Annotated in this window: 20 protein-coding genes and 1 riboswitch; of the genes, 13 read left to right on the top strand and 7 right to left on the bottom strand. The window is 57.2% G+C overall.

Going from position 1 to position 22,469, the window contains the following annotated elements; all coding sequences use genetic code 11:
• The first annotated feature begins 1 nt into the window (after position 1).
• On the top strand, positions 2 to 544 hold the full coding sequence (locus AC13RM_RS08825; RefSeq protein WP_374817399.1) for a hypothetical protein: 543 nt from the start codon (positions 2 to 4) through the stop codon (positions 542 to 544).
• Between the two features lie 564 nt (positions 545 to 1,108).
• On the opposite strand, the gene AC13RM_RS08820 is transcribed toward AC13RM_RS08825, so the two are convergent.
• Together AC13RM_RS08820 and AC13RM_RS08815 are read right to left on the bottom strand one after the other, a co-directional pair.
• On the bottom strand, positions 1,109 to 2,548 hold the full coding sequence (locus tag AC13RM_RS08820) for a hypothetical protein (protein WP_488554843.1): 1,440 nt from the start codon (positions 2,546 to 2,548) through the stop codon (positions 1,109 to 1,111).
• Positions 2,549 to 3,033: 485 nt separating this feature from the next.
• Positions 3,034 to 3,195, bottom strand: coding sequence for a hypothetical protein (locus AC13RM_RS08815; protein WP_374817507.1), 162 nt, complete (start codon positions 3,193 to 3,195; stop codon positions 3,034 to 3,036).
• Between the two features lie 152 nt (positions 3,196 to 3,347).
• On the opposite strand from AC13RM_RS08815, the gene AC13RM_RS08810 reads away from it, so the two are divergent.
• Positions 3,348 to 3,905, top strand: coding sequence for a hypothetical protein (locus AC13RM_RS08810; RefSeq protein ID WP_374817395.1), 558 nt, complete (start codon positions 3,348 to 3,350; stop codon positions 3,903 to 3,905).
• Positions 3,902 to 4,192, top strand: a complete 291-nt coding sequence (locus AC13RM_RS08805; protein ID WP_285171464.1) for a hypothetical protein — start codon at positions 3,902 to 3,904, stop codon at positions 4,190 to 4,192. Before AC13RM_RS08810 ends, AC13RM_RS08805 begins: the two co-directional genes overlap by 4 nt.
• 103 nt (positions 4,193 to 4,295) lie before the next feature.
• Here AC13RM_RS08805 and AC13RM_RS08800 read toward each other — a convergent pair whose 3' ends face one another.
• Entirely contained in the window at positions 4,296 to 4,592 is a 297-nt protein-coding gene (locus AC13RM_RS08800; RefSeq protein WP_374817393.1) for a hypothetical protein, read from the bottom strand.
• Between the two features lie 1,098 nt (positions 4,593 to 5,690).
• Here AC13RM_RS08800 and AC13RM_RS08795 point away from each other — a divergent pair.
• Both AC13RM_RS08795 and AC13RM_RS08790 read left to right on the top strand, forming a co-directional pair.
• A complete protein-coding gene (locus AC13RM_RS08795; RefSeq protein WP_488554842.1) occupies positions 5,691 to 7,163 on the top strand; it encodes an FAD/NAD(P)-binding protein in 1,473 nt (490 codons plus the stop codon).
• A 208-nt stretch (positions 7,164 to 7,371) separates the two neighbouring features.
• A complete protein-coding gene (locus tag AC13RM_RS08790) occupies positions 7,372 to 7,839 on the top strand; it encodes an RrF2 family transcriptional regulator (protein ID WP_488554841.1) in 468 nt (155 codons plus the stop codon).
• Between the two features lie 23 nt (positions 7,840 to 7,862).
• Here AC13RM_RS08790 and AC13RM_RS08785 read toward each other — a convergent pair whose 3' ends face one another.
• Positions 7,863 to 9,080: an SfnB family sulfur acquisition oxidoreductase gene (locus tag AC13RM_RS08785; RefSeq protein ID WP_488554840.1), complete on the bottom strand. Its 1,218-nt coding sequence runs from the start codon at positions 9,078 to 9,080 to the stop codon at positions 7,863 to 7,865.
• A 714-nt stretch (positions 9,081 to 9,794) separates the two neighbouring features.
• Here AC13RM_RS08785 and AC13RM_RS08780 point away from each other — a divergent pair.
• From AC13RM_RS08780 to AC13RM_RS08745, 8 genes are all read left to right on the top strand, one after another.
• Entirely contained in the window at positions 9,795 to 11,210 is a 1,416-nt protein-coding gene (locus AC13RM_RS08780) for an FAD/NAD(P)-binding protein (protein WP_488554839.1), read from the top strand.
• 195 nt (positions 11,211 to 11,405) lie between these two features.
• A riboswitch (cobalamin riboswitch) is annotated at positions 11,406 to 11,622 on the top strand.
• 108 nt (positions 11,623 to 11,730) lie between these two features.
• Entirely contained in the window at positions 11,731 to 12,144 is a 414-nt protein-coding gene (locus tag AC13RM_RS08775) for a DUF1636 family protein (RefSeq protein WP_488554838.1), read from the top strand.
• Positions 12,145 to 12,154: 10 nt separating this feature from the next.
• Positions 12,155 to 12,934 carry an ABC transporter ATP-binding protein gene (locus AC13RM_RS08770; protein WP_488554837.1) on the top strand — a complete coding sequence of 260 codons (780 nt, stop codon included), beginning with the start codon at positions 12,155 to 12,157 and terminating at the stop codon, positions 12,932 to 12,934.
• A 20-nt stretch (positions 12,935 to 12,954) separates the two neighbouring features.
• Positions 12,955 to 13,914, top strand: a complete 960-nt coding sequence (locus tag AC13RM_RS08765) for an ABC transporter substrate-binding protein (protein ID WP_488554836.1) — start codon at positions 12,955 to 12,957, stop codon at positions 13,912 to 13,914.
• Positions 13,915 to 13,976: 62 nt separating this feature from the next.
• Positions 13,977 to 14,993, top strand: coding sequence for a FecCD family ABC transporter permease (locus AC13RM_RS08760; RefSeq protein WP_488554835.1), 1,017 nt, complete (start codon positions 13,977 to 13,979; stop codon positions 14,991 to 14,993).
• A gap of 281 nt (positions 14,994 to 15,274) precedes the next feature.
• Positions 15,275 to 17,866: a mechanosensitive ion channel family protein gene (locus AC13RM_RS08755; RefSeq protein ID WP_488554834.1), complete on the top strand. Its 2,592-nt coding sequence runs from the start codon at positions 15,275 to 15,277 to the stop codon at positions 17,864 to 17,866.
• A gap of 330 nt (positions 17,867 to 18,196) precedes the next feature.
• Positions 18,197 to 19,027, top strand: a complete 831-nt coding sequence (locus AC13RM_RS08750; RefSeq protein ID WP_488554833.1) for a response regulator — start codon at positions 18,197 to 18,199, stop codon at positions 19,025 to 19,027.
• A gap of 184 nt (positions 19,028 to 19,211) precedes the next feature.
• Positions 19,212 to 20,543 (top strand): diguanylate cyclase, encoded by a 1,332-nt coding sequence (locus AC13RM_RS08745; protein ID WP_488554832.1) that lies wholly within the window; start codon positions 19,212 to 19,214, stop codon positions 20,541 to 20,543.
• Positions 20,544 to 20,579: 36 nt separating this feature from the next.
• Here AC13RM_RS08745 and AC13RM_RS08740 read toward each other — a convergent pair whose 3' ends face one another.
• The 3 genes from AC13RM_RS08740 to AC13RM_RS08730 form a co-directional block, all read right to left on the bottom strand.
• Positions 20,580 to 21,599 (bottom strand): GlxA family transcriptional regulator, encoded by a 1,020-nt coding sequence (locus AC13RM_RS08740; RefSeq protein WP_348627044.1) that lies wholly within the window; start codon positions 21,597 to 21,599, stop codon positions 20,580 to 20,582.
• A gap of 303 nt (positions 21,600 to 21,902) precedes the next feature.
• Complete coding sequence (locus AC13RM_RS08735) at positions 21,903 to 22,043, bottom strand: YjiS-like domain-containing protein (protein ID WP_374817373.1); 141 nt, start codon at positions 22,041 to 22,043, stop codon at positions 21,903 to 21,905.
• Positions 22,044 to 22,172: 129 nt separating this feature from the next.
• Positions 22,173 to 22,418, bottom strand: coding sequence for a hypothetical protein (locus AC13RM_RS08730; protein ID WP_167077950.1), 246 nt, complete (start codon positions 22,416 to 22,418; stop codon positions 22,173 to 22,175).
• Positions 22,419 to 22,469 lie beyond the last annotated feature (51 nt).

Raw genomic sequence — 22,469 nt, 5'->3', positions numbered from 1 at the left:
GATGAGGTTCGTTAAAAAATTCTACATCAGCGACACGCACCTCGGTCACGAGCGCATGCTGAGCATGCAGCCTCGACCGTTCACATCGATCGACGAGCATGATGAGTACATCGTAACGGCTTGGAATTCGGTCGTCGGCGATGATGACATCATTTATCACCTCGGCGACTTCGCGTTCAATCTGTCGCGCGATGCCGATCGTATCCGGGCCATCTTCGGGCGACTGAAGGGCCGCAAGCACCTTGTCATCGGAAATCATGACGTCGACAAGAAGGGAAGCCTGCACCCGACGTTGTCGTCGTTTGACTGGGCAGCGCGGCCGGAACATGCGATCCGCACGACCGACGGCGGCCGCGACCTCTGGCTATCTCATTATGCAGTTAGGTCATGGCCGAGCCAGCACTACGGCTCCTTCCACTTCTTCGGACACTCGCACGGCAAGCTTCTGGGCGTCGGTCGATCCCGCGACGTCGGCGTCGACATGCCCGACGTCTTCTTCCAGCCAAGGATGTTCAACGAGCTTACGTGCGCGATGGTGCTGTAAGGCGCGGCACCTCGGTCACGATCATCGAAAGTGGTCTCAAGGTAGCGCTGCAGAGGCAGCCAAACTCGCGGCCGAACGTTAGCGTCGATAAAGATCATGCAAATCATAGGGTGCTTACAATGTCGAGCCACTCTCTTTGGTTGTTTTAGCAAGATTCGATAATCCTCGAACTGCGTAGGCAAGGCAAATCAAAGAAGGAGAATGGGGCTGTCACCGGCCGCAAAGCGTCGGCACGGTCCCGGCCGTCACCTCAACTGTAGTCAAGGATGACCGGAGGAACGGCGTGTAAGTCACGGAGCGCTTGTGTTCGAAATAAGACTGATCCCTACCGAAATGCGCCGGGAAGGTCTGTCTGCACCTGAGATTGCGGTCTCGCTACGACGATCTCTGATGTCGGTGGGCGGCATAGTTGGTGCGCTGAACAAGCGATCGATTTTCAGGACCGACCACAGAAAATACGAAAGCGGAATCGAAACGGTGCATGCATCGCGGAACAAGCTTCATGAGCGAAAGCCGTGGTAACCTCCACTGCAATCCGTGACGCGAATGGTTGGCAGAGGCGGCTTAGGCCGCCTTCTGTGCGTTCCTCAACGACTTGGCCGCGAGCCAGAGATTCAAGCCTTCGACAACGTAATCCTGCCACTCGGTCAAGATCGCGAGCTTGACGTCAAGGTATTCATTCTTGTCGTAGACCAGCGTGGCCGTCGTCTCGCGGCCCTCATCAAGATGGGTGATCATCTGGATGTCGTCCTTTGTTAGCTGACGGCCGCCGACGGAATACTTGTGAATTCTCGGCGTGAAGAATGTGATGAACGCCTTCCTGAGATCGTGGGTCGAAGGATCGATCAGACTGCCTTCAAACGCACCGCCTTTTTCACGCATCAACTCCATCATCTTTGATGGGGTACGCTCCGAGATATGGCCGTCCGTGTCGGGATCGGTGTTCTTTTTCTTCCGATTCCTCGGGAAGAGGTAGCGGGATTTGTAGTGAGAATGCTCCTCCAAAGCGGAGCTTACGATGTCCTGAGCGATGGGGGGAAGCGGAAGCACGCGCCACGACTTGGTCTTGTCTTCCAGTCGCCAGATGATGCCATAATCATCTCTCCGCACAAAGCTTTCGGCGATCGCGGAGCAAACGTCGAGGCGGCGTTGGCCCGTGAGAAGCTGCAATGACAGGATCAGGCGCGACATTGCGTTTCGGACCGTGCCCAACTCATCGAAGAACATCCCAAGTTCGATCTGGTTCATCGTGCGCTCGGTCTCGCCGGATGAAGATTCGACTTCTTTCTCGCGGTCTCGAACCTTTCTCAGATCGTCGGTCACAACGTTCGCAATGCCAATACCGAAGGTCTCAGGCTCGTTGATGAAATGGAGCCATGCCGCCTTCAGTGCTGCCACGGTGAGGTCGGCCTGCCGGATGCTTCTGCCCTTGGCTTCTCCACGCTTCCCGCGGTTGTTGATCCGGTTTCGCACCATCGCCAGGTCGGCTGTAGTGATGGCGGCTATCGGGCGGCCATTGATCGGCTCGAAACAAGGGTACAGTGTTGACTTGTGTGCAGCACCGAGCGCGGATCGATACGTCCGATGGGTGTCCTTGCTACGGTTCTCTTTGAGCCAGACGAGGAACAGATCGCGAGCCTTCTCCCACTGCATTCCAAGACCGTCCTCGACATCTGCAACGGCTTTGGCTTCTGTGACCGAGCGGCTTTCAACGAACTCCCGAAAGAGGAAATCGGCGCTCCGTCTCTCTTTTTCGAGTTGCTTCGCTTGTCTCACTAGATCGCGGAGCGTCTCAACGTCGTTTTTTCCGAATACCGAGAAGTCAGCGATTTTGACGTTAGAGACCTTCGTCTTGAACGTCCACGATGCCGAGGCCTTGCCCACCCTGATTTGAAGAGCAGGCAACTCCTCGTCTTTCCAGGTATCTCCCGTAGCGTTACCCTTGGCGATCTGGCCAGTGACTTTTCTTAGCGTGTTTCCGTCGAAAACTTCAGTGTGGATCATACCGTCAACTCGTACTCAATTTTGTTGATACAGAAACGGTGACCGAGATTTCTAACTCCGGCAAGTTCTAAAGTTTAACTGGCTCAAAAGATGTAACTGGCTTGTAAAAATCACAAAATGAGGCGGCGAGATTGAGGTGATCAAATGGTATCTAAATTGATCACAGCAAAAAAAGTTTACAGGTATGCTGCAACTAAAGGATTTACTGTCTCCGTGAAGACATGTTGACAATAAAAGATGTTGACGAACGCATGATATACCTGAGGTTTTAAAGGATAAGATCATCTAACTCTTAATCAGCGGGTCGTAGGTTCGAGCCCTACATCACCCACCAAAAACTCCTTGGAAACGTTAGATAATTCGAAACGTCTCGAGGGTTTTCGGCCGTCCGGTTTCCAGCAGATTGGCGACGGCTTCCAATTCAAGTTCCGTGCTATTCCGGAATGCAGCGGGCTCGATCTTGCTCCAGCGGCTTTCCATGAGCCTCATCGCATCCCGCGCCAAACTGCGCGGCGCGACTTCCTTCCCGTAACCGCAGCGATTTTCTCCGCACTCACTTCATTCGAAGCCTGACGCATCTCGCCCGGAACAAGATTTCCACGGTTTTTTAGGTACGGCAGGACGATGAATTTTTTGGCGGTGCTCATCTGCGTCTTCCTTCATGTTCTATAAATGTTCTCATTTTAAGAAGAGTCAAGCCTGAGAGAACTGGCGAGGTAGAGGCCTTGCTAATGCAACTGAGGGTATGAGAAAGATAGCTTGAGAAAACCCAGGCGAGCCGATCAAAATGTGTGAAGCAATGAAAGTGAAAACAGTCCGCTGGGCTGGCCGGGTCGCGGCGACCTTGTTCCTCGCTTTGCTTTTCCTCGCATTCTTGTCCGTCTTTTCAACAACGTTTGGGTACGGCTACTTGCCATCCACGTATTGGGCGGACGCGACGAGCTCCATTCGCATGGTGGTAGGCCTTGTCACGGCATTGTTGTCCGTCGTCGCCGTAGTCAAAGGTTTGCATGCCGTTGAAGGAGAAGTGAGGAAGATCGCTGCTGTATTGATGGCGCTGTTTTTCGGCTATTTTCTGGGAAGCGTGTCGATTCTTGTCAGTGGCCCCATGGTTGCGGCTGCAGTTGCCGGTCATCACGTTGAACTCATTTACAAGGTGGCGGAAGCTAATGGAAAGGACCATCGGGGCTGCCGTTCACCGGTGGACCTCCAGGGGCTACCGCTTTTTTTTAAGAGTCTATGCCGAGTTTCGGATGACTTAAGGCTAACGCTCGCGCCCGGCACTCAAATTGTCATTGAGGGGAGAGGTACGAGCCTCGGCGCCTATGTGACGGCGTTTCATCATGTGGGATCATGAGACTTCTGGCTGTTTTGATCCTCATTTTCTTGGTCACGTCACCCACACTTGCGGAACAATCTGTAACGGCGAAGGTCTCTGTCTGCTTCACGCCGGCCGAACAATGCGAAGGGCGCATCGTGAATGCGATCGATCTCACCGGGCGCCGCTGGGCGCACAAAAATGACACCAATGCCGGTTTCCAATTCTTGTTATGTTCACGTGGTTTCCAGGGTGAGTTAGCGGCACCATTGGAAACCGGTATCCTTGGAATGCAGTCTCTTCCGAAAAATTTTGATTACTCTTAATCAGCGGGTCGTAGGTTCGAGCCATACATCACTCACCAAAAATTCCTTGAAAACGTTAGATAATTTGTGACGTGTCAAGGGTTTTCGGCTGCCCGATTGTCGGTCAGTCGGAGAGCCTGCCTAGCAGAAGACCGGTAAACAGCCCGAGTAGCGCCGTCACGATCAGGACGGAGCTGGTGGCTGTCGGATTTTCCTTTGCCACCTGCACCACGTTTCGGCCCTCGGAGCGGGCATGATCCGCGATGCTTGCAACTTTTCCCTTTGCTGAAAAAAGGGCCTCGTCGGCACGATCCGACGCGCTATCGATCCGCTTTGCCAAATCGGTGGAGAGCCTATCGATCTGGCTGCGCAGTTCATCGATCTGCGCATTGATGTCCTTGTCTAGCGAGATGTCGGCCATGGTGCCCTCCTTGGTTGCGAGTAAGTTCCTCCAGGAACGAACGGAGGCTGCTTTGGTTCCCGTCAGGTTGAACGGCGTCTTTCGCAGTTGGAGAAGTTTTGAAACGGCCACGAAGCGATCGCTATGCCAATGGCTTCAGCGCAGATGCAGGAGAAACGCGGTTGGCGCAGATATCGACATCGTGAAAAGAAATAGGGAAATCCCATATTTCAGTCTTCGCATGCGGCGCGTCTTGATGCCGTCCCAGTCGTATCCCATAAGTATATCCTGTTTGCTTCGTGCTTTATTGATGCTGGGTAATATCCAATGAATTGTTTGCGCGAAGCTTGTGAACTGTTTTCACCAGAATGATGAATAGATACATCCGATTATACAATCAGATGCTGCAATTTTGCGATTAAGTTTTGTAAGTATAACCGAGCAGCTTCATTCCTGAACCAGAAGGAGCGGGTTCGGATTCTATCGCGGATCTTGCGCGATCTACAATCTCTGATTTGGCGGAATATCCGGCCCGGCGCTGATCGCGCGGTAACCAATCTGCATCACCAGATTACGCTGTTGCTGTAAGCGGTATTCGTGCCTGTGCTCGGATAAGCCGGGCTGGCGGAATTACTCGATGATTGAACCGCGCTCAAATAACGCCCGACATGTTTGTCAGACGGCAATGACCGTCACCTTCAACGGCGCGCAATCAGTGTTTCTTATGCCCGCCTTCCATGACGCTGAATACAAAGATGGCGGCCAGAATCAGCACCAAGGTATAGTCGAACGCGGTGAGCAGACGAAGTAGTTCCATGATGTTTCTCCTCCCACAGAGAACATGAACCAGAACAACTACTAGTATGTTCCTCCCACGGGTGTATGCCAAGCTTTTTGCATCTTGCGATGCAAAAACAATGTTGTGCGAAGCACAAATAACCGTTTGTTTGCAAAGGCATATCAGCACTGTATTGACTGCTGTTGGTTGCAGGGCGGGCGGGCACGCGCTGCAATCGTGTTGTCAACAAATTTTATAGAGTATATTTCTATCTCAATGATAATTGCTGTTGCCGACGGATGTAGAATTCGTGTGGCGATCGATCTGGAGGAAGTTGGCTATTGACCATTGACCTGGAGCATAAGGCGCCTGATCTGCCTGTTATCGTCATAGTCGGCGGCGGCGTTTCCGGGACGGCGGTTGCTTTCCATTTGCTACAGAAACAGCCGGTGCAGGCCGGTCAGCTCTTTATATTCGAGCCGAGGGAGCGTCTAGGGGCAGGGCTTGCCTACGACACGCAAGATCCTGCCCACCGCATCAATGTGCCGGCGGCAAAAATGAGCCTGCTGCCCGACGACATCGAACATTTTCAGCGCTGGTTGCTGGAGAATGACGCGCTTGCCAATGATGATGCGGCGGTCGCCCTTAATGGCAGTTTTTTTCCGCGGCGCTCCGTTTTCGGCAACTATATCAATAGCATGATCCGCCCTTTTCTTGAGAATGGGCGGCTCCTCCATATCAGGCAAAGTGTCGAACGCATTCAGAGGAGGGGCGACCGCTGGACGGTCACCGGTACTGATGGACAGCGTGTGGATGCCGATATTCTTGTCATCGCCACCAGCCATCCGTCCCCCTTGCCGCCACCAGTGCTGCAAGATGCGCTTGCCGATCACCCGCGCTTCATTCCCGATCCGACACGACCGGATGCGCTTGCGGCCATTCGCGCCGAGGATCGCGTTCTGATCGTCGGCAATGGCTTGACCTCGGCCGATGTCATAGCCTCGCTTGAGCTCAGGGGTCATAAGGGGCCGGTTACCGCCATATCCCGACGCGGTCTGCGCTCGCGCGGCCATGCGGCGGTCAAGCAGGAGCCTTTCGGCGATTTCGCCACGCAGCCGTCGAAGACGGCAGTCGAGTTGTTGCGCGGTGTGCGAACCGCCATCCGCAAGGCGCAGGCCGAGGGCCGCAGCTGGCATGCCGTCATCGATCAGGTGAGGGCGCAAGGCGGGCATGTCTGGCATGCGCTGCCGATTGCGGAGCGGCGGCGTCTCGTCCGGCATTTGAGGCCATTCTGGGATGTGCATCGGTTTCGCGTCGCACCGCAGGTGGAGGCTGCCAGCGAAGGAGCGCTTGCAAGCGGCCGGCTGGAAATACTGGCGGCTTCGGTCGCGGCTGTCGGCGTCGCCGATGGCATCGCCGATGGCATCGTCGACTGCACTCTGCGACTCAGCCGCTCAGAGCTGTCCGTTGAAAGGCAATTCGATGCGGTCGTGGTCACCACCGGACCAGGGCACCGCGGGATCCTGCAATCGCAAGGCTGGATCGATGAGCTATCCAAGGCCGGTTATCTCGCAATGGATCCAGCGCGACTGGGGTTTTTCTGCGATACGCAATCACGGGCGCTTGCCGGCGATGGTACGCTGGTTCCTTCCTTGTTCATCTCCGGACCGCTTGCGCGCGGAACCTTCGGCGAATTGATGGGATTGCCCGAGGTGATCGAGCATGCCGTTCTGGTGGCCGACCAGGTGGCCGGCGCGATCGCCGATTACAGGCGTGGGCAAGGCAAGACATATTTGGATAGCAGCGCCGCCTAAAATCCAAGAAAAGCCGCAAAATCGTTGCTTAGACGATACATTTGCCTAAATTTACTCATATAAACTATACAATTTGTGAGTTACTATCTTGTTCCCACGAGATTGCGGGGTTACTTCCGCAGTCCCATGCTGACAGGATCTGCCCGTTGAGTCTCTTTCGAGCTATGCCGGGTTTTCAACAATTGACTTTGCAGTAAAGCGGACGGCGATGCTTACGAAAAAAGGAAAGTACGGACTGAAGGCGCTGGTGGATCTCGCACGCCTTGGTCCGGGTGAAACCGCGTTCATCAACGATATCGCGTTACGCAACAATATCCCGAAGAAGTTTCTGGATACCATTCTCCTTGAATTGCGAAACGCTGGCGTGTTGCGGTCGAAGAAAGGCCCGGGCGGCGGTTATTCGCTGTCGCGTCCCGCATCGGAAATCCGCATCGGCCATGTCATCCGTACCTTGGACGGTCCGTTGGCACCTATCCGCTGCGCCAGCCGCACGGCCTATGAAGCCTGCGACGACTGTTCCGATCCGGAACGCTGTCAGGTTCGGCGCTCGATGACTGAGGTGCGTGACGCGATTGCAGAGATTCTCGACAACATGTCGTTGGAGCAATTTGTTGCCGGCGGCGCTGACGCTGATCTGCCGGAACGGGAAGACCGCCGGGCTTCACACATCGGCTGACCTTGTCGATTCTCCTGCGCCCATTAAGGTAATGAGGTCTTCGATGGCTTTACGCCGTTGAGATGGTAGTTGCCGACGATGTGGTATTTCCGGCGGGCCGGTTCATGCAGGGTGTGAATGCGGGCGTTACGCCAGTGGCGGTCGAGGTTCAGTCCGATGCGCGCAGACTCCGTGCCCGCAAGCTCGAACAGCGCGTCGGCTGCTTCCATCGCCATATCGGCCGTAATCGTCTGGGCCGCCGCAACGGAGAGCGCGGCGTCGATAACATGATCTTCGGTGAGATTGATCTGCGCGGCATCGATCTTGCCGCCGGCGCGCTCCACCATCGCCGTCGCCGCTTCGATACGGATGGCAATTTCGCCGATCCTCGTCACGATCAGCGGATCGTTGACGGATCGCTCATCCCCGTTGCCTTCCCCTGAGTGCGAGCGCGTCCGCACGAATTCCATCGTCGCCGTCAGCGCGGAACGGGCAATGCCGAGATTGATGCCGGCGCGCGTGAGCTGGTTCACGCTATCGATCACTGTGGGCTCCGCCAGCTTTTCCCGATGCAGGAGAAGGGCGTCGCCATTGAGATAGACATTATGCAATATGGTCGTGCCGTTTCCGGAAGTGCGCTGACCAAAGCCATCCCAGTCGTCGATGATCTGGATGCCCTCCGTATTTCTGGACACGACAGCGGCTATCAGCCCTTTGCGTTTGTCCGTCGCGAATAGCGCGATCCAGTCCGAAAACAGAATGCTGGCGGAGGGCCGGCTCCGTCCGTTGAGGCGGAAGCCGAGCCCGTCCGCTGTCAGATGCAAGGCGTGCTGGTCGGTGCCGCTTGCACCGGATTCGGAAAAGATGCCGCCGAAACGATCGCCGGTAATGGCACGCTCGAAAAGGGATGCCAGCTGGTCCTCGCCACCCGCAATTCTCACCGCTTCCAGCACATGAAAATGCGCTTGCAATATCTGTGCTATGGAAGGATCGGCCTCGGCGAGGGTGGCAACGACCTCGGCGAGAACGCTGTTTGAAATATCGATGCCGCCATGTTCCGACGGAACGGAAATCCCGAGCAGGCCTGACTGCGATAGGGCCTCGAGCTCGTCATAGGGCAGAATGCGGTTGATATCCCGATCGCTTGCATGCTGAGCGAAGGCGGCCGCGAGCGAACGCGCGATGTCGAGCGCTTCCTCTTCGCTTTGGATGCGATGGGCAGGCGGTCTGACGCGTTCGTGCAACTGCGAAACAGTCCCCATTCACCACTCCTCGGCCAGCGCCAAGTCGGTTTCTCAGGCGCAGCAAATCGCTGCGATCTTAATTTCGATAGATGGAGTGTACAACGGATTTTCCTGGTGCATTCATATCGCGCCCTCGGACACGATAGGCGTCGACCACGAAAATTGTAAGCGCGCGGCCCGATATAATACGTTGAGGATAGAGGTTGCGAGCCCTCTTTCCTGCGGCCAACGAATAGCGAAAGCTGCTTCATAAGCTGATCTTAGAGCTTGGAATTGCTTTCCTTTTTTGCCCGTCGACGTGAGTGCAGGATACGAAGGGAGTGTCCGGTCGTCGGCCGTTTTCCGTGCCGCAGCTTGGTCGACCCTATTCCGACCGGACAAGAAAGCACTTGCTAGCAGCGCGTTTTCGCGCTTTCATATACGACTAAATAAGTAGACAATAGCAATAATTCTGCTGCCTGATGGCTTTTGACGAAGTAATCATATGGCGGCCGATTGCAGGCATCTGGTGTTGGATCGGAGTTGGACCTGCCTGTCGCATCTTTCATTTTGGAAGGGTCCTGATTGAAGAAGCGCGACGCGTATTGAGAACGGAAGCGGCTTTCTTGCGTTCTGCCGACCGCAGTTCCAAGGTTGCCGAGGACCGGATATTGGCGTCTGTGTTTCCGGACCTGTGAAGTGAGCAAGCCCCAAGAAAGGCATGATCGACCACCTCTTGCCCCAGGAGTTGATATGACGGTTCAGGGATTCTTTTCTGCCAGGACGAACGCGACGGCGCAGCCTTATGCGATGCCGCGCATTGCCGTGATCGGGCGCGGTTTTTCCGGCATGATGATGGCGATCGCCCTGATGAAGACGGTTCGCTTTCCCTTCCATCTGCAGCTTTTCGATCCCAATTCCAGCGTCAGCGGCGGTCAGGCGCTCGCCTCCGGACATAGCAGCGAAATTCTCAACAGCCGTGTTCGCGATCTTTCCGTTTCCGCCGGCGATCCCGACGATTTCAATCAATGGCTTTGCGGCAATGCGCCTTTCCGCAGCGCCGTGCCCGCCGCCATACCCGGTTTTTTGCAGATCTTCGTGCCGAAGAGCATTTTCAGCGACTACGTCTATCAGCGTTTTTCGGAAGCCTTCTCGTCACGGCGGGATGTGGCGGTGCAGGTCAGCAGTGAGACGGTCTTCGGGCTTCGGCGCGTTCGTGGCGGCCGTTTCGCAGTGGAAAGCGATGGCGTCGCCAATGCGCCTTTCGACATGGTGGTGCTGGCGACAGGCTATGGCATTAGCGATCACGAATTCCAGGCCAGCGATCTCGTGACCGTGCCGACGACGGTGCGCGCGCGCCGTCTCGTGTCGCGACCGCATACGATCCTGCTCGGAAGCGGCCTGCGCGTTGTCGATCGGCTGCTGCAGATGCGTGAGAGCGGCTATACGGGGCAGATCACTATCGTTTCGCGGCGAGGCTTTCTGCCGCAGAGCCACACGCGCAATAATGCCGATCCGGTTTTCCCTGCCGACGAGATGCCCGGCAAGCTCAGCGAGATCGTCCGCTTCGTCCGCAAGGCTTGCGGCGAGGCGGAGGCGAACGGCCAGAGCTGGCAATCCGTCATGAACGGCTTGCGCAAGCACGCGCGCTCGCTTTGGCGATCCCTGCCGGCGGGGCAGAAGCAGCAGTTCAACCGCCATTTGCGGGCGCTTTATGACAGCCATCGCAATCGGCTGCCTGAGGCGCTGCATGTGCGTCTCAATCAGGAGCTTGCCGAGGGCAATACGCTGTTGCGGCGCGGTCATTTTATCCGCCGCACGCCGACTGGGCTGGTTTTGAGGCCGGCTGGCCGGCAGGAGACCGAGCAGCTCTATGCCGACGATGTAATCGACTGCCGGTGCCAGGCGCCGGATCTGAATGCACCCTTGCTGCGCAGCCTCATCGATGCCGGCCTTGCGGTGCCGGACGAGCTTGGCCTCGGCCTCGCCGTGGAGGCGACAGGGTCGCTCGAGGTCAACGGGCGCACGACAGAGGGGCTTTTTGCGATTGGTCCCTTGGGACTTGGAAGTCTCCCCGACATCGATCTGGTGCCTGAGATCGTGACGCAGGCCTATGCGGCGGCAGAGAGTGTCGCGGAGCGTTTCCATCCTCAGTGCAAGGCGGTCTAACAACTCAGCGGTTTCTTCCATTCTGGATCGTGATTGCGGCGCCTTCGCACATGCATATCGCAGTTTCGGCCGCGAACGGGATAGTGGCTTGTCATTTGTTATGTAATAACGTAACTAATGACTGCTACCTAAGCCGAAGCTCCAGGACTAATGAAAGCGCATATGACATCGCCGTTGCCCGCATCCGCTTTCTGTGACATGAATACCGCCGATGGTGCTGCTTTCGGATCGATCCTGATAGCGGCTGAAAAGGGAACACGGTGCGGATTACCCATCAGGGGCCAAGACCGTGGCTGCCCCCGCAACTGTAAGCGGAGAGCGCGTTCGCAATATGCCACTGGCGTTAAGCCGGGAAGGCGCGAACGAGTTGTGACCCGCGAGCCAGGAGACCTGCCATCGACGATATCAACCGCAACGGACGGGGTGTTCCGATGGAAAATCAGTGGTTGGGCGAGGGCGCCGCTGCGTCCGCTGGCCCTATCTTGACTGTGCCTCCGGCGAAATCTCCGGGAGGCATCTCATGGATAATACAAAAGAGGCGACGCACCGGATCACCGTGTGCACCAACTGCCGTTATGTCGGCAAACCATGCCGGCCGGGCCTCGAGCTCCTGAAGCATTTGCAGATGGCGATCTCCCAGGCTGGCGCTGCACTTGCGGATGATTTCTGCCTGGAAGGCAGTGTCTGCATGGCGGGTTGCGAACGGCCGTGCACGGTCGCTTTCCAGGCCACGGCAAAGGCGACGTACCTCTTCGGTGACATCGAGGATGCGAACGATATAGGTGCCCTCATCTCCTTCGCGCGGCTCTATCGGGATCGCCCCGATGGGCTGAGCCGCGAAAGCGAACGCCCGCGAGCGCTGGCAGGCAAGACCCTTGCGCGCATTCCCGCCGCCATCGTTTCAGCCGAACGCCAACTGGTCGTGTTGCAATAGGAGCCGGGTCATGTCCGAACGAAGCGCACGACTGGAAGCAGACGGCATCAGCTGGGGTGCCCAGAAGGGAATGCCGATCATCAGCGGTATTACGCTGTCCGTCGAGGCTGGCGCCCGGCTTGCCATCATCGGTCCGAACGGAGCCGGTAAGTCGACCTTGCTGCGCTGCCTCTATCGCGGCCTCAAGCCGCAGCGGGGCAGGGTGTATCTCGACGGCGTGGATCTGTGGTCCATCGGTCCGCGGGAGGCGGCGCAGCGGATCGCCGTCGTGCCGCAGGAGACGCCAGGCGATTTTCCTTTCAGTGTGCGGGATGTGGTGTTGATGGGGCGTATTCCGCATCGCAAGGGCATGGCGCGCTGGAGTGATCGCGATCACGACGTCACCACCGCAGTCCTTACGCGGCTGGAGTTGGAAGCTTTGGCACTGCGGCAATTCGCATCGCTGTCCGGCGGCGAGAAGCAACGGGCGCTGATCGCCCGGGCCTTGGCGCAGGAACCGGAGCTCATCATCCTCGACGAACCCACAAATCACCTCGACATCCGACACCAGCTCGAGATTCTTGAGCTACTCAAGGGACTCGGCCCGACGATCATCACGACACTGCACGATATCAATCTCGCCGCTGATTTTGCGACGCAGATCGCCGTCATGGATTGCGGGCGGCTCACGGGCCACGGCGAACCTGCCGAAGTCCTGACTGTGGAGCACGTCTCAAGCGCTTTCAGGGTCGGCACGCGGCTGCATCACACCGACGGCGGCCCGCAACGATTTTCCTTTTCCCTTCGATAATACGATCATTGGAGTTATTCATGTTTTCTCGCATATCCCTACCTGCCGCGGCCTTGCTTATCGGAAGCCTGTTTGGGGGCACGACATTCGCCGAGCCCGTCACCGTGCGCAGCTGCAATCGCGATGTAACCTTCGACAAAGCGCCGGAGCGGGCCGTTTCCAACGACGTCAACCTGACCGAGATGATGCTGGCGCTGAAGCTGCAGGACCGCATGGTCGGCTATACCGGCATTTCCGGCTGGAAGACGCTGGATGAGAAGCTGCGTGACGGCGTGAAGGAACTGCCGGAGCTGTCGCCGAAATATCCGAGCAAGGAGGTGCTGCTCGGTGCCAATGCGGATTTCTTTTTTGCCGGATGGAACTACGGCATGAAGGTCGGCGGCGAGGTAACTCCGGAAACGCTCGCGCCCTTCGGCATCAAGGTCTATGAGCTGACCGAATCCTGCATCTTCGTCATGCAGAAGAACAAGCCGACCATGGACGACATGTTCGTTGACCTCCTCGATCTCGGCAGGATCTTCCGTGTCGAGGACAGGGCGGAAGCGCTCGTCGCCGGCTATCGCAAGCAGCTTGCCGAGATCCAGGCGAGGATCGGTCATGTCGACAAGCCGACCAGCGTCTTCGTCTATGACTCCGGTGAGGAGAAGCCGTTCACATCGGGGCGCTACGGCATTCCAACCGCCTTGATCGAGGCTGCCGGCGGCGTCAACGTGATGGACGACGTCGAGAAGAGCTGGACGGAGGTGTCCTGGGAGCCGGTCATCGAGAAGAACCCGGAAGTGATCGTCATCGTCGATTACGGCCAGGTGACCGCCGCCCAGAAGATCGCCTTTCTCAAGGGCAATCCGGCCTTCAGGAATATCGGTGCCGTGAAGAATGAACGCTTCGTCGTGCTGCCCTATGTGGAGGCGACGCCGGGGCCGCGCAACATCGAGGCCATTGCTACGCTGGCCAAGGCCTTTCACCCGAGCGCCATGTAATCGTCTGTAATGCCGATCCGTCCAGTTCATCACGGAGCGGATCTCTTCTTCAAGATTTAAACATGCGCCTCAACCTCTCTATTCTCATCCCCTTGCTCGCGATCTGCTTCATCCTGTCGATCACCGCCGGTGTGTCGCTTGGTTCGGCATCCATTCCGTTCTCCACCGTCTGGTCGATCGTCGGCAACAGACTGCATGCGGGTGCCTTTCCGGTTACCTGGTCCAGCGGACAGGAGAGCATCGTCTGGGACGTCCGTTTCCCGCGCGTCGTTCTGGCCGCCCTTGTCGGGGCGGGGCTTGCCATCACCGGCGCCGTCCTGCAGGCGCTGACGCGAAATCCATTGGCGGACCCACATCTCCTCGGCGTCTCCTCCGGGGCGGCATTCGGCGCTATTCTGGCGCTGTTGCACACCGGGCTGATCCTCGGCCTGTTGACGGTGCCGTTGTTCGCCTTTGCCGGCGCCTTGCTCGCAACCGCGGCCGTCGGGCTGACGACGCGGCTGACGCGCTCGCAATCGGCCGATCGGCTCGTCCTGTCGGGCGTGGCGGTAGCCTTCGTGTTCACGGCACTTGGCAACCTCCTGATCTTTCTGGGCGATCCGAGAGCCGCCAACACCGTTGTCTTCTGGATGCTGGGCGGGCTAGGACTGGCACAATGGCAGCATCTTATCTATCCCGCCGGCATCCTGCTGCTCTGCCTCGTCTTGCTTCTTCCGAAGACGAGGGAGCTCAATGCACTTGCTATGGGCGATGAAACGGCCGTCACGCTTGGCATTGCCGTCGCGCAGTTTCGCCTGTTGCTCTTCGTCATCACGGCGCTGCTGACCGGCGTGATGGTCGCCTTTTCAGGCGCAATCGGCTTCGTCGGGTTGATGGTGCCGCATTTCGTGCGGCTGATCGTGGGTGGGGATAATGTGCGTGTGGTGCCGCTGAGCGCCGCTTTCGGCGCATTGACCTTGATCTGGGCTGATATCATCGCGCGCCTGGTCATGGCTCCAGAGGACATGCCGATCGGCGTGGTCACCGGGCTTGCCGGAGGCGTCGCCTTCATCCTGATACTGCGGAGCGGACGCGCATAGATCGACCCATTGCCAAGCTGTTTTCCTGGCCTATTTCCGGCGGGCATGGTCGATGCGACAGGGCGTCGCCAAGATGAGAGCGGGCGATACCCGGTTTTGAGCGAGATTGCGGACAGGATAAGGGCATGGAATGCCTTCGTGTCGCCTTTCTTTGTCTTACAAGGCGTACGCGTAAAGACTATGGAATTCGCAATCCTACTATAGGGCGACTCGAGTCTCCATTTTTGCGGCGATTTTAGTCATCCACTGCCTGCGACTTCATGTGCAACGAGGAGCTCTGCTTGCGCCCGCTGAAATCTCGTCTTTTTCTATTGTCCCTTTTGCTGCTGGGATTGGGCGTGTTTACCGCCATCATTCCGCTGGCGGGGGCTGCCCTTGCGCAGGATCAGCAGCCGGCCCAGGCGTCGCAGCAAACGGATCAACAACCCGGGCAGCTCGCCAATGGGCTGCTGGATGCAGCCGTCACCGATCTGGGCAAGGCAAAGAAGACCTACGCATCGCTTCAGGAGGCAGCGAAGCAGGCAACAGCGGACGATGAAACGCTTGTGGCGCTTTCCGGCCAGGTTGACGAACTCAATCGCACCACTGCTGCTATTTCCGCGCGCCTGAAACCCCGTACCGCTGAGATCGATGCACGCCTGACACAACTCGGTGCAGCTCCGAAGGAAGGCCAGCCACCCGAGGCTCCGATCGTCGCGCAGGAGCGCGAAAGGCTTAATGCCGAACGCTCGCAGATCAGCGCCGTGATCCTCGATGCAGACAATCTGACCGCAGAAAGCAGTCGGCTTTCGATGCAATTCATGGAGATGCGCCGAAAGTTGTTTGCGGAGACGCTATTCAAGCGGACGGAGGTTTCCACCACGACATTCGACGATGCAGGCGCGGCCCTGGTCGACGAGGGCGTCAAGTTCAGTACCGCCGTGACGAGCTGGATCGGCTTTGTGCTCAAGGCCAAGCTTGCCTCGTTCCTGGCCGCCGTCTGCCTGTCGATCGGCGCTGCACTGATATTTCTTGTCGGTGGTTATCGGCTGTTCCGCCGCTACTATGTGCAGGATGAGGCTATCGAGAACCCGCCCTATATCAGCCGGCTCTCCGTTGCCTTCTGGTCGACGCTGATCCGCACGCTGTCGCTGGCGGCCTTTCTCGTCACATCCTTCTTCTTCCTCTCGAATTTCAATGTGCTGCGGCCTGATATCGCGCCGATACTGGCGGCGGTCTTCGGCTTCATCGGCCTCGTCTATTTTGTCGGCCGCCTCAGCAATGCCGTTTTCGCGCCGTTCCGGCCGCATTGGCGCCTGGTCAAGCTGTCGAACAAAGGGGCACATTCGCTCACCTGGTGCCTGCAGGCCATGGCTGTGGTCAACGGGCTGGATTACGTCTTCGACCGCATCAGCGAGTCCCTGGGATCGCCGGTCGTCGTTACCGTCGCGAAAAGCTTCCTGGCGGCACTGCTGATCGGTCTTATCCTGATTGCGGCCTCCTTCGGCTCGCCGATGCTGGCCAAGAATGGCGATCCGGATGCGCCGGGCCGCCATTGGCCTCATGGGATGGCCATCATTCTTCGAGTTCTCGGCATATTGGTGATCTTCACCTCGTTCATCGGCTATGTCGGGTTGGCCCGCTTCATGGCGACGCAGATGATCGTGACGAGTGCCGTCATCGCGACCATGTATCTCGGCTTCCAACTCGGCAAGGCCGTGTCCAAGCAGGGCGTCTTTGCCGAAACGATCATCGGCCGCTTTCTGGAAAATCGCTTGACGCTACGTGAGGTGGCACTCGATCAGGCCGGTCTCGCCGCCGGTCTTGCGACCTACGCCGTCGCGCTGCTAACGGGCATTCCGCTCATCCTGCTGTCCTGGGGTTTCCATATCCAGGATCTGGAAACCTTCGCTTACAGGCTCTTCACCGAGATCAAGATCGGGAATATGTCGATCTCGCTGCTCGGCATCTTCGTCGGCATTCTGCTGTTTGCCGGCGGCTATTTGGTCACGCGCTGGTTCCAGCGCTGGCTCGACAGCAATGTCATGGCGCGCGGACAAGTGGATCTGGGTGTCCGCAACTCGGTGAGAACCGGCATCGGCTATCTCGGCATAGCATTGGCGGCGATCTTTGCCATTTCCGCTGCCGGCATCGATTTGTCCAGCCTGGCGCTCGTCGCCAGTGCCCTCTCGGTCGGTATCGGTTTCGGCCTGCAAAATATCGTGTCGAACTTCGTGTCCGGCCTGATCCTGCTGGTCGAGCGGCCGTTCAAGGTCGGCGACTGGATCGTCTCGGGAACATCGGAAGGTATCGTCAAGCGCATCTCGGTGCGCGCGACCGAGATCGAGACCTTCCGCAAGCAGTCGATCATCGTGCCGAATTCCGAGCTTATCAATGCGTCCGTCGGCAACTGGACGCATCGCAACAGGCTCGCCCGCTCCGAAATCCCCGTATCCGTCAGCTATGATACCGATCCGCGCAAGGTGATGGATATCCTGCTGGAGCTGGTGCGCTCGATTCCGAAGGTTCTCAGGAATCCGGAGCCGCATGTGGAGTTCCTGCGCTTCGGTCCATCGTCGCTCGATTTCGAGATGCGCTTCTATCTGTCCGATCTCTCCGACGGCATGGAGATTCGCAACAATCTGCGCATCGAAATCCTGAAGCGCTTTAATGAGGAGGGGATTTCCATTCCCTATCCGCATCAGGAGCTGCATATCGTTCGCGAGGGCAGACGAGGCAGGCAGCCGGATATCGCAGCCGATGCCTTGGTGGATTTTGCAGATGGGCCTGAGGCTGAGGATGACGTGAAAGACGATTCCGCTTTGTTGGACGAAGGCAAGGTATCAGAAGCGAAGAGCACAGGCCGGCGCCGGGGCAGGACCGCGGCGGAGTGATCTGATTACCGGCAGAACCCGGTGAAACAGAGCCATGGTGTCGCGAGCGGGAATGATGCCGGTTGTCGTTTCCGGTGGGTTCCGCTCGGAAGTTCGCAGTTTGCGCTCCTCGACGGAAGCGTGTGGCGCTCTTCGGGATTGTTTCTCTCGTGTGGGATCCAGGATCTCGAGCATGTCGTCGCCGCGGGAGTCCAGGTGATAACGCGCCTGGAAAGCGGCAAATGAGGGCTGTTTTCTTCACCTCCGGGAAACCAGTCGGCTTAACAAATCCGCAAAGGCTTTGTTCTAAAAGAATACAGAGGGGATCATTTTCAAAAACAGGTTTTCATTATGCCATTTCTGGGTGTTTCGGGGATGCAATATTCCGGTGCGTCTCTTGCCGGCTCGCGCATTCTTCTCGTTGAAGATTCCAACCTTTTTACATCGATGGTCAGTACGAAGCTGAAGGAGCTTCTGGACATCGACGTCGAGATCTGCCGCAATTTCGAAGAACTGCAGCTCGCCTACGACAAGTCGTCGGAGCCGATCAAGCTGGCGATCTCGAACATGAACCTGCCAGGCGCCGAGAAGGGAGAGGCATTGGCCTATCTTGTCGATCTCAGCATTCCAACGATCGCCTTCACAGGTACTTTTCTCGAAGGCACGCGCGACGAGCTGATCGCCAAGGATGTGGTGGATTACATTCTCAAGGACAATGTCTTTGCGGTGGATATGCTGGCGGAATCGATCTGCCGTTTTCTGACCAACCATCGTCACCATGTCCTTATCGTCGACGATAGCGCGACGGCGCGCGCTTTGCTGTCCAGCCGGCTGAAACGCTACAATTTCCGCGTCAGCGTTGCGGAGAATGGTGCAAAAGCACTCGAAATCCTGAAGGCCAGCCCAGATGTCGGCCTTATGGTCACGGACTACAATATGCCCGACATGGACGGCTTCGAGCTGACGCGACGTATTCGCGCGACCACCGGCTCCCATGAGTTGCGCATCATTGGCGTCTCGTCATCCAACAACCGGCTGCTTTCCGCCCGCTTCCTCAAGGCGGGTGGCAATGATTTCATCCTCCGGCCATTCATCGATGAGGAGTTCTACTGCCGCGTGAATCAAAATCTCGACACTCTGTTGCAGATTCAGTCGGCTCAACCGACCGGAAAGAGCTCGTAGGCGCGGCAAGTCAGGCAAAACAGCCGTAAGAAAAGTGAGGAAAAATCACTTTTATGTAAATCTCCGCAATCAGCGGTTCCAATTTTTTCACGAATCCTGTTCAGGATACGTGCAAGACGGTTTGGCAGACCTGCAATTGACTGAATATTCATGCACCTGATGGTGTGGGAGGAATTGACGGGAAATGGTACTGCATGTGGGATCCCTCGGCGGCGGCATTAGCCACCGCAATGGCAGCCAGAAAATACTTCTGGTCGAGGATTCGCGCATGTTTTCCGCAGTGCTATCGCATCGGTTCGAAACCGAACTCGGCCTGGCTGTAACGCATTGCTCTTCCTTGAAAATGCTGAACGAGGTGCTGGCGGGGCCTGATAGCAGCTTCACGATGGCGGTGATCGATCTCAACCTTCCGGATGCTGCCCATGGAGAAGCCCTGGATGTTGCCGTTGCCCATGACATTCCCACCATCGTCTTCACGGCGTCTTTCGACATTGCGACGCGCAATCGCATCATGGAGCGCAATGTCGTTGACTATGTGCTCAAGGACGGCGAGTTCGCCCTCGACAATCTCGTCTCCTCGGTAAGGCGTGCCATTGCCAACCGGTCGATGCGTGTTTTGGTTGTGGACGATGTGCCTTCAGCCCGCAAAATGCTGACGGATTTGCTGCATGCTCAGCAATTCCAGGTCGCCGAAGCCGGCACGGGTATCGAAGCCCTGGCGATGCTTGAGACATTCGACGACATCGAAATCGTCGTCACTGATTACAATATGCCTGATATGAACGGCCATGAGCTGACCCGCCGCATCCGCCACCGCTATGGCTCGGATCGGATGCGGATCATCGGCATATCCTCTTCGAACGATCGTTTGCTGTCTGCGACATTCCTGAAGGCCGGCGCGAGCGATTTCATCTACCGCCCCTTCGTCCAGGAGGAGCTGCAATGTCGTATCGCGTTGAACGTCGAGACGCTGTCACAGCTGAAACAGCTGCGGGCGGCAGCGGCTAGCGATTATCTGACCGGGCTCTACAACAGGCGCTATTTTTATGATCATGGCCCGCGGCTGGTCAACGAATGCCTGCGTCGTCAGCGTCCAAGCTCGGTTGCCATTCTCGACATCGATCACTTCAAGAAACTGAACGACACCTATGGTCACGAGATCGGCGATCAGGTGTTGAAGGCCGTTGCCGGCCGACTGCACGGGTTGCTGGAAGGCACCGACAATCTGCTCTCCCGCCTCGGTGGGGAAGAATTCGCCATTCTTTTTGCAGAGATGAATTCGCGTGCGGCGACCGCGCTATGCGATGAAGTCCGCCTCAGCCTTGCCAGCCTAAAGGTTCATGCCGACGACGAAGAGCTTTCGGTGACTGTTTCCATCGGGGTGGCGGAAATTGCCGGCTACGAGTCCTTCGACAATTATCTCAACGCCGCGGACCAGTTTCTCTACATGGCGAAGCACAATGGCCGAAATCAGGTCTATTCCGATTTCAAGATGGCCCAAGAGGCGGCCCAGTAAGCCGCCTGCATGATCCGCTTGCCTTTTCCACTGCTCTCAGACGACGATGCCGGTACGGTTGGTCGACATGGTCAGTTTGCGCTCGGCGCGCTCCTGCTGTGGCGAGCGATTATAGAGTTCGCGATAACACTTGGAGAAGTGCGAAGCGGAGACGAAGCCGCAGGCGACCGCCACTTCGACGACCGGCATGGAGGATTGCACCAGCAGATGCCGTGCGCGATCCAGGCGAATCTCGAGATAGTAGCGGGCCGGAGAGCGGCCCATTTCCTGGCGGAACAGGCGCTCGATCTGTCGGCGCGACAGGCCGGCATCGTCGGCGATTTCCAGAAGCGACAGCGGCTCGGCCAGGTTGCTTTCCATCAGCTCGATAATCGACAGCACCTTGGAGTTCTGGACGCCCAGGCGCGCACGCAGCGGCAGGCGCTGGCGGTCGTGCGGGCTGCGCACGCGATCGGTCAGCTGCTGCTCGCAGACGCGGTTGACGAGGTTCTCGCCGAAATCCTGGCCGATGAGATTGAGCATCATGTCGAGTGAGGCTGTGCCGCCCGCGCATGTATAGAGATTGCTGTCGACCTCATAGAGATCGGCATAGACTTCCGCCTGCGGGAAGGTTTCCGAAAAGCCCGGCAGATTTTCCCAGTGGATCGCACAGCGCTTGCCGTTCAACAGGCCCGCCTGGGCAAGCACATGGGCGCCCGTACAGAGGCTGCCGACGGCCACACCGCGATTGTAGGTCTCGCGCAGCCAGGCATTGACCGACTTGTTGTGGAATTCTTCGACATAGATGCCGGAACAGACCAGTACCATGTTCGGGCGGTTCTCTCCGCCTAGATAGCGACGCTCGTCGGTGAGGGAGGAATTGACCTCCAGTCCAATGCCGCTGGAAGAATAGACTTTCTGACCGTCCGTCGAGGCAAGCCGCCATGTGTAGGCGGGATAGCCCAGCATGCGATTGGCAATCCGCAGCGTCTCGATCGCAGCAGAAAACGGCAGCATGGTGAAATGCGGAACAAGGAAGAAAACCAGGGAGCGCGTCTTGATCGGGGTCTTGCTCATGTCGTGAAAATCCATGTTCCAGGGCCGTTACGTATTCCTTGCGTCAAATACGTCGGCCCGATGGTCTATAAGCGACATTGGCATGGATAATCGCGGCCGCAAAGGGATATTTGCGTCTACTATGAAAAATACGGGCATGAAGGAGAGAAGCGAAGCGGAGGCAAGCGATATGCTCAAGCGACGAAATATATTTGTGGGTAATTCTCAGGATTAAAATGCGATTCGCATCTGGATGCGGAAATGTTCAAAAGGCGACGCTCGCTTGGGTTGAGCGTCGCCTTCAGTTGTTATGCTCTTTCACTATCATCGGGTGGCTTTCGGCTTCTTGATTTCGTTTGCGGCCGGCCAGCCCAAGTCCTTGCGCATGTCATCGGACAGAGATTCGAGCTCGCGAAGGGAGCGCCACTGCTGCCAGCGATCAGCGATGCGAGAAAAGAAGGGCATGTAACTTCCGCCTGACGGAAACGGGTTCCGCGTGCCGGTCTGTCTATAGCTGATGGTCGTCATTTTCAGGGTCCTTTCAGTGTCAACCGCTCAAAATGTCACGGGTTTAATATGGACCTGCCAGATCCATCAATCAAACGAATAGATCTTATAGCTGCCATTAGTATTCTTGAACGAACGCAGCTTGCCAGGCTTTCGCTCCAGCGCTGCCAAGGTGCGATCTGGCGGGAGGCCGCGCGCATTGACGTCATCGATCAGATGAGCGGGAAAGCGGGTCGCAATCTCGTCGAGCGTATGCTGCGCCATGCGCTGAATTTTGCGGAGGCGTAGGAGAGAGAAAAGCCGTGAGGCTTCGTCTGATACCATGCCAGCCATGATCTTACTCCTTCGAGGCTGTCTGCGATGAATTTCCATTGCGTCTAATAT

The organism is Martinezella sp. CNPSo 3732 (assembly GCF_057784515.1).
Note: the sequence above shows the minus strand (reverse complement) of the source record. Positions and strands in the feature narration are given on the sequence as shown.

Bases quoted from the DNA above. Each gene is read 5' to 3' on its own strand.
- AC13RM_RS08735 (WP_374817373.1), bottom strand. From the start codon at position 22,043: ATGCCCTTCTTTTCTCGCATCGCTGATCGCTGGCAGCAGTGGCGCTCC.
- AC13RM_RS08740 (WP_348627044.1), bottom strand. From the start codon at position 21,599: ATGAGCAAGACCCCGATCAAGACGCGCTCCCTGGTTTTCTTCCTTGTT.
- AC13RM_RS08825 (WP_374817399.1), top strand. From the start codon at position 2: ATGAGGTTCGTTAAAAAATTCTACATCAGCGACACGCACCTCGGTCAC.
- AC13RM_RS08730 (WP_167077950.1), bottom strand. From the start codon at position 22,418: ATGGCTGGCATGGTATCAGACGAAGCCTCACGGCTTTTCTCTCTCCTA.
- AC13RM_RS08815 (WP_374817507.1), bottom strand. From the start codon at position 3,195: ATGAGCACCGCCAAAAAATTCATCGTCCTGCCGTACCTAAAAAACCGT.
- AC13RM_RS08775 (WP_488554838.1), top strand. From the start codon at position 11,731: ATGGATAATACAAAAGAGGCGACGCACCGGATCACCGTGTGCACCAAC.
- AC13RM_RS08810 (WP_374817395.1), top strand. From the start codon at position 3,348: ATGAAAGTGAAAACAGTCCGCTGGGCTGGCCGGGTCGCGGCGACCTTG.
- AC13RM_RS08790 (WP_488554841.1), top strand. From the start codon at position 7,372: ATGCTTACGAAAAAAGGAAAGTACGGACTGAAGGCGCTGGTGGATCTC.
- AC13RM_RS08785 (WP_488554840.1), bottom strand. From the start codon at position 9,080: ATGGGGACTGTTTCGCAGTTGCACGAACGCGTCAGACCGCCTGCCCAT.
- AC13RM_RS08765 (WP_488554836.1), top strand. From the start codon at position 12,955: ATGTTTTCTCGCATATCCCTACCTGCCGCGGCCTTGCTTATCGGAAGC.
- AC13RM_RS08780 (WP_488554839.1), top strand. From the start codon at position 9,795: ATGACGGTTCAGGGATTCTTTTCTGCCAGGACGAACGCGACGGCGCAG.
- AC13RM_RS08760 (WP_488554835.1), top strand. From the start codon at position 13,977: ATGCGCCTCAACCTCTCTATTCTCATCCCCTTGCTCGCGATCTGCTTC.
- AC13RM_RS08745 (WP_488554832.1), top strand. From the start codon at position 19,212: ATGGTACTGCATGTGGGATCCCTCGGCGGCGGCATTAGCCACCGCAAT.
- AC13RM_RS08820 (WP_488554843.1), bottom strand. From the start codon at position 2,548: ATGATCCACACTGAAGTTTTCGACGGAAACACGCTAAGAAAAGTCACT.
- AC13RM_RS08750 (WP_488554833.1), top strand. From the start codon at position 18,197: ATGCCATTTCTGGGTGTTTCGGGGATGCAATATTCCGGTGCGTCTCTT.
- AC13RM_RS08770 (WP_488554837.1), top strand. From the start codon at position 12,155: ATGTCCGAACGAAGCGCACGACTGGAAGCAGACGGCATCAGCTGGGGT.
- AC13RM_RS08805 (WP_285171464.1), top strand. From the start codon at position 3,902: ATGAGACTTCTGGCTGTTTTGATCCTCATTTTCTTGGTCACGTCACCC.
- AC13RM_RS08800 (WP_374817393.1), bottom strand. From the start codon at position 4,592: ATGGCCGACATCTCGCTAGACAAGGACATCAATGCGCAGATCGATGAA.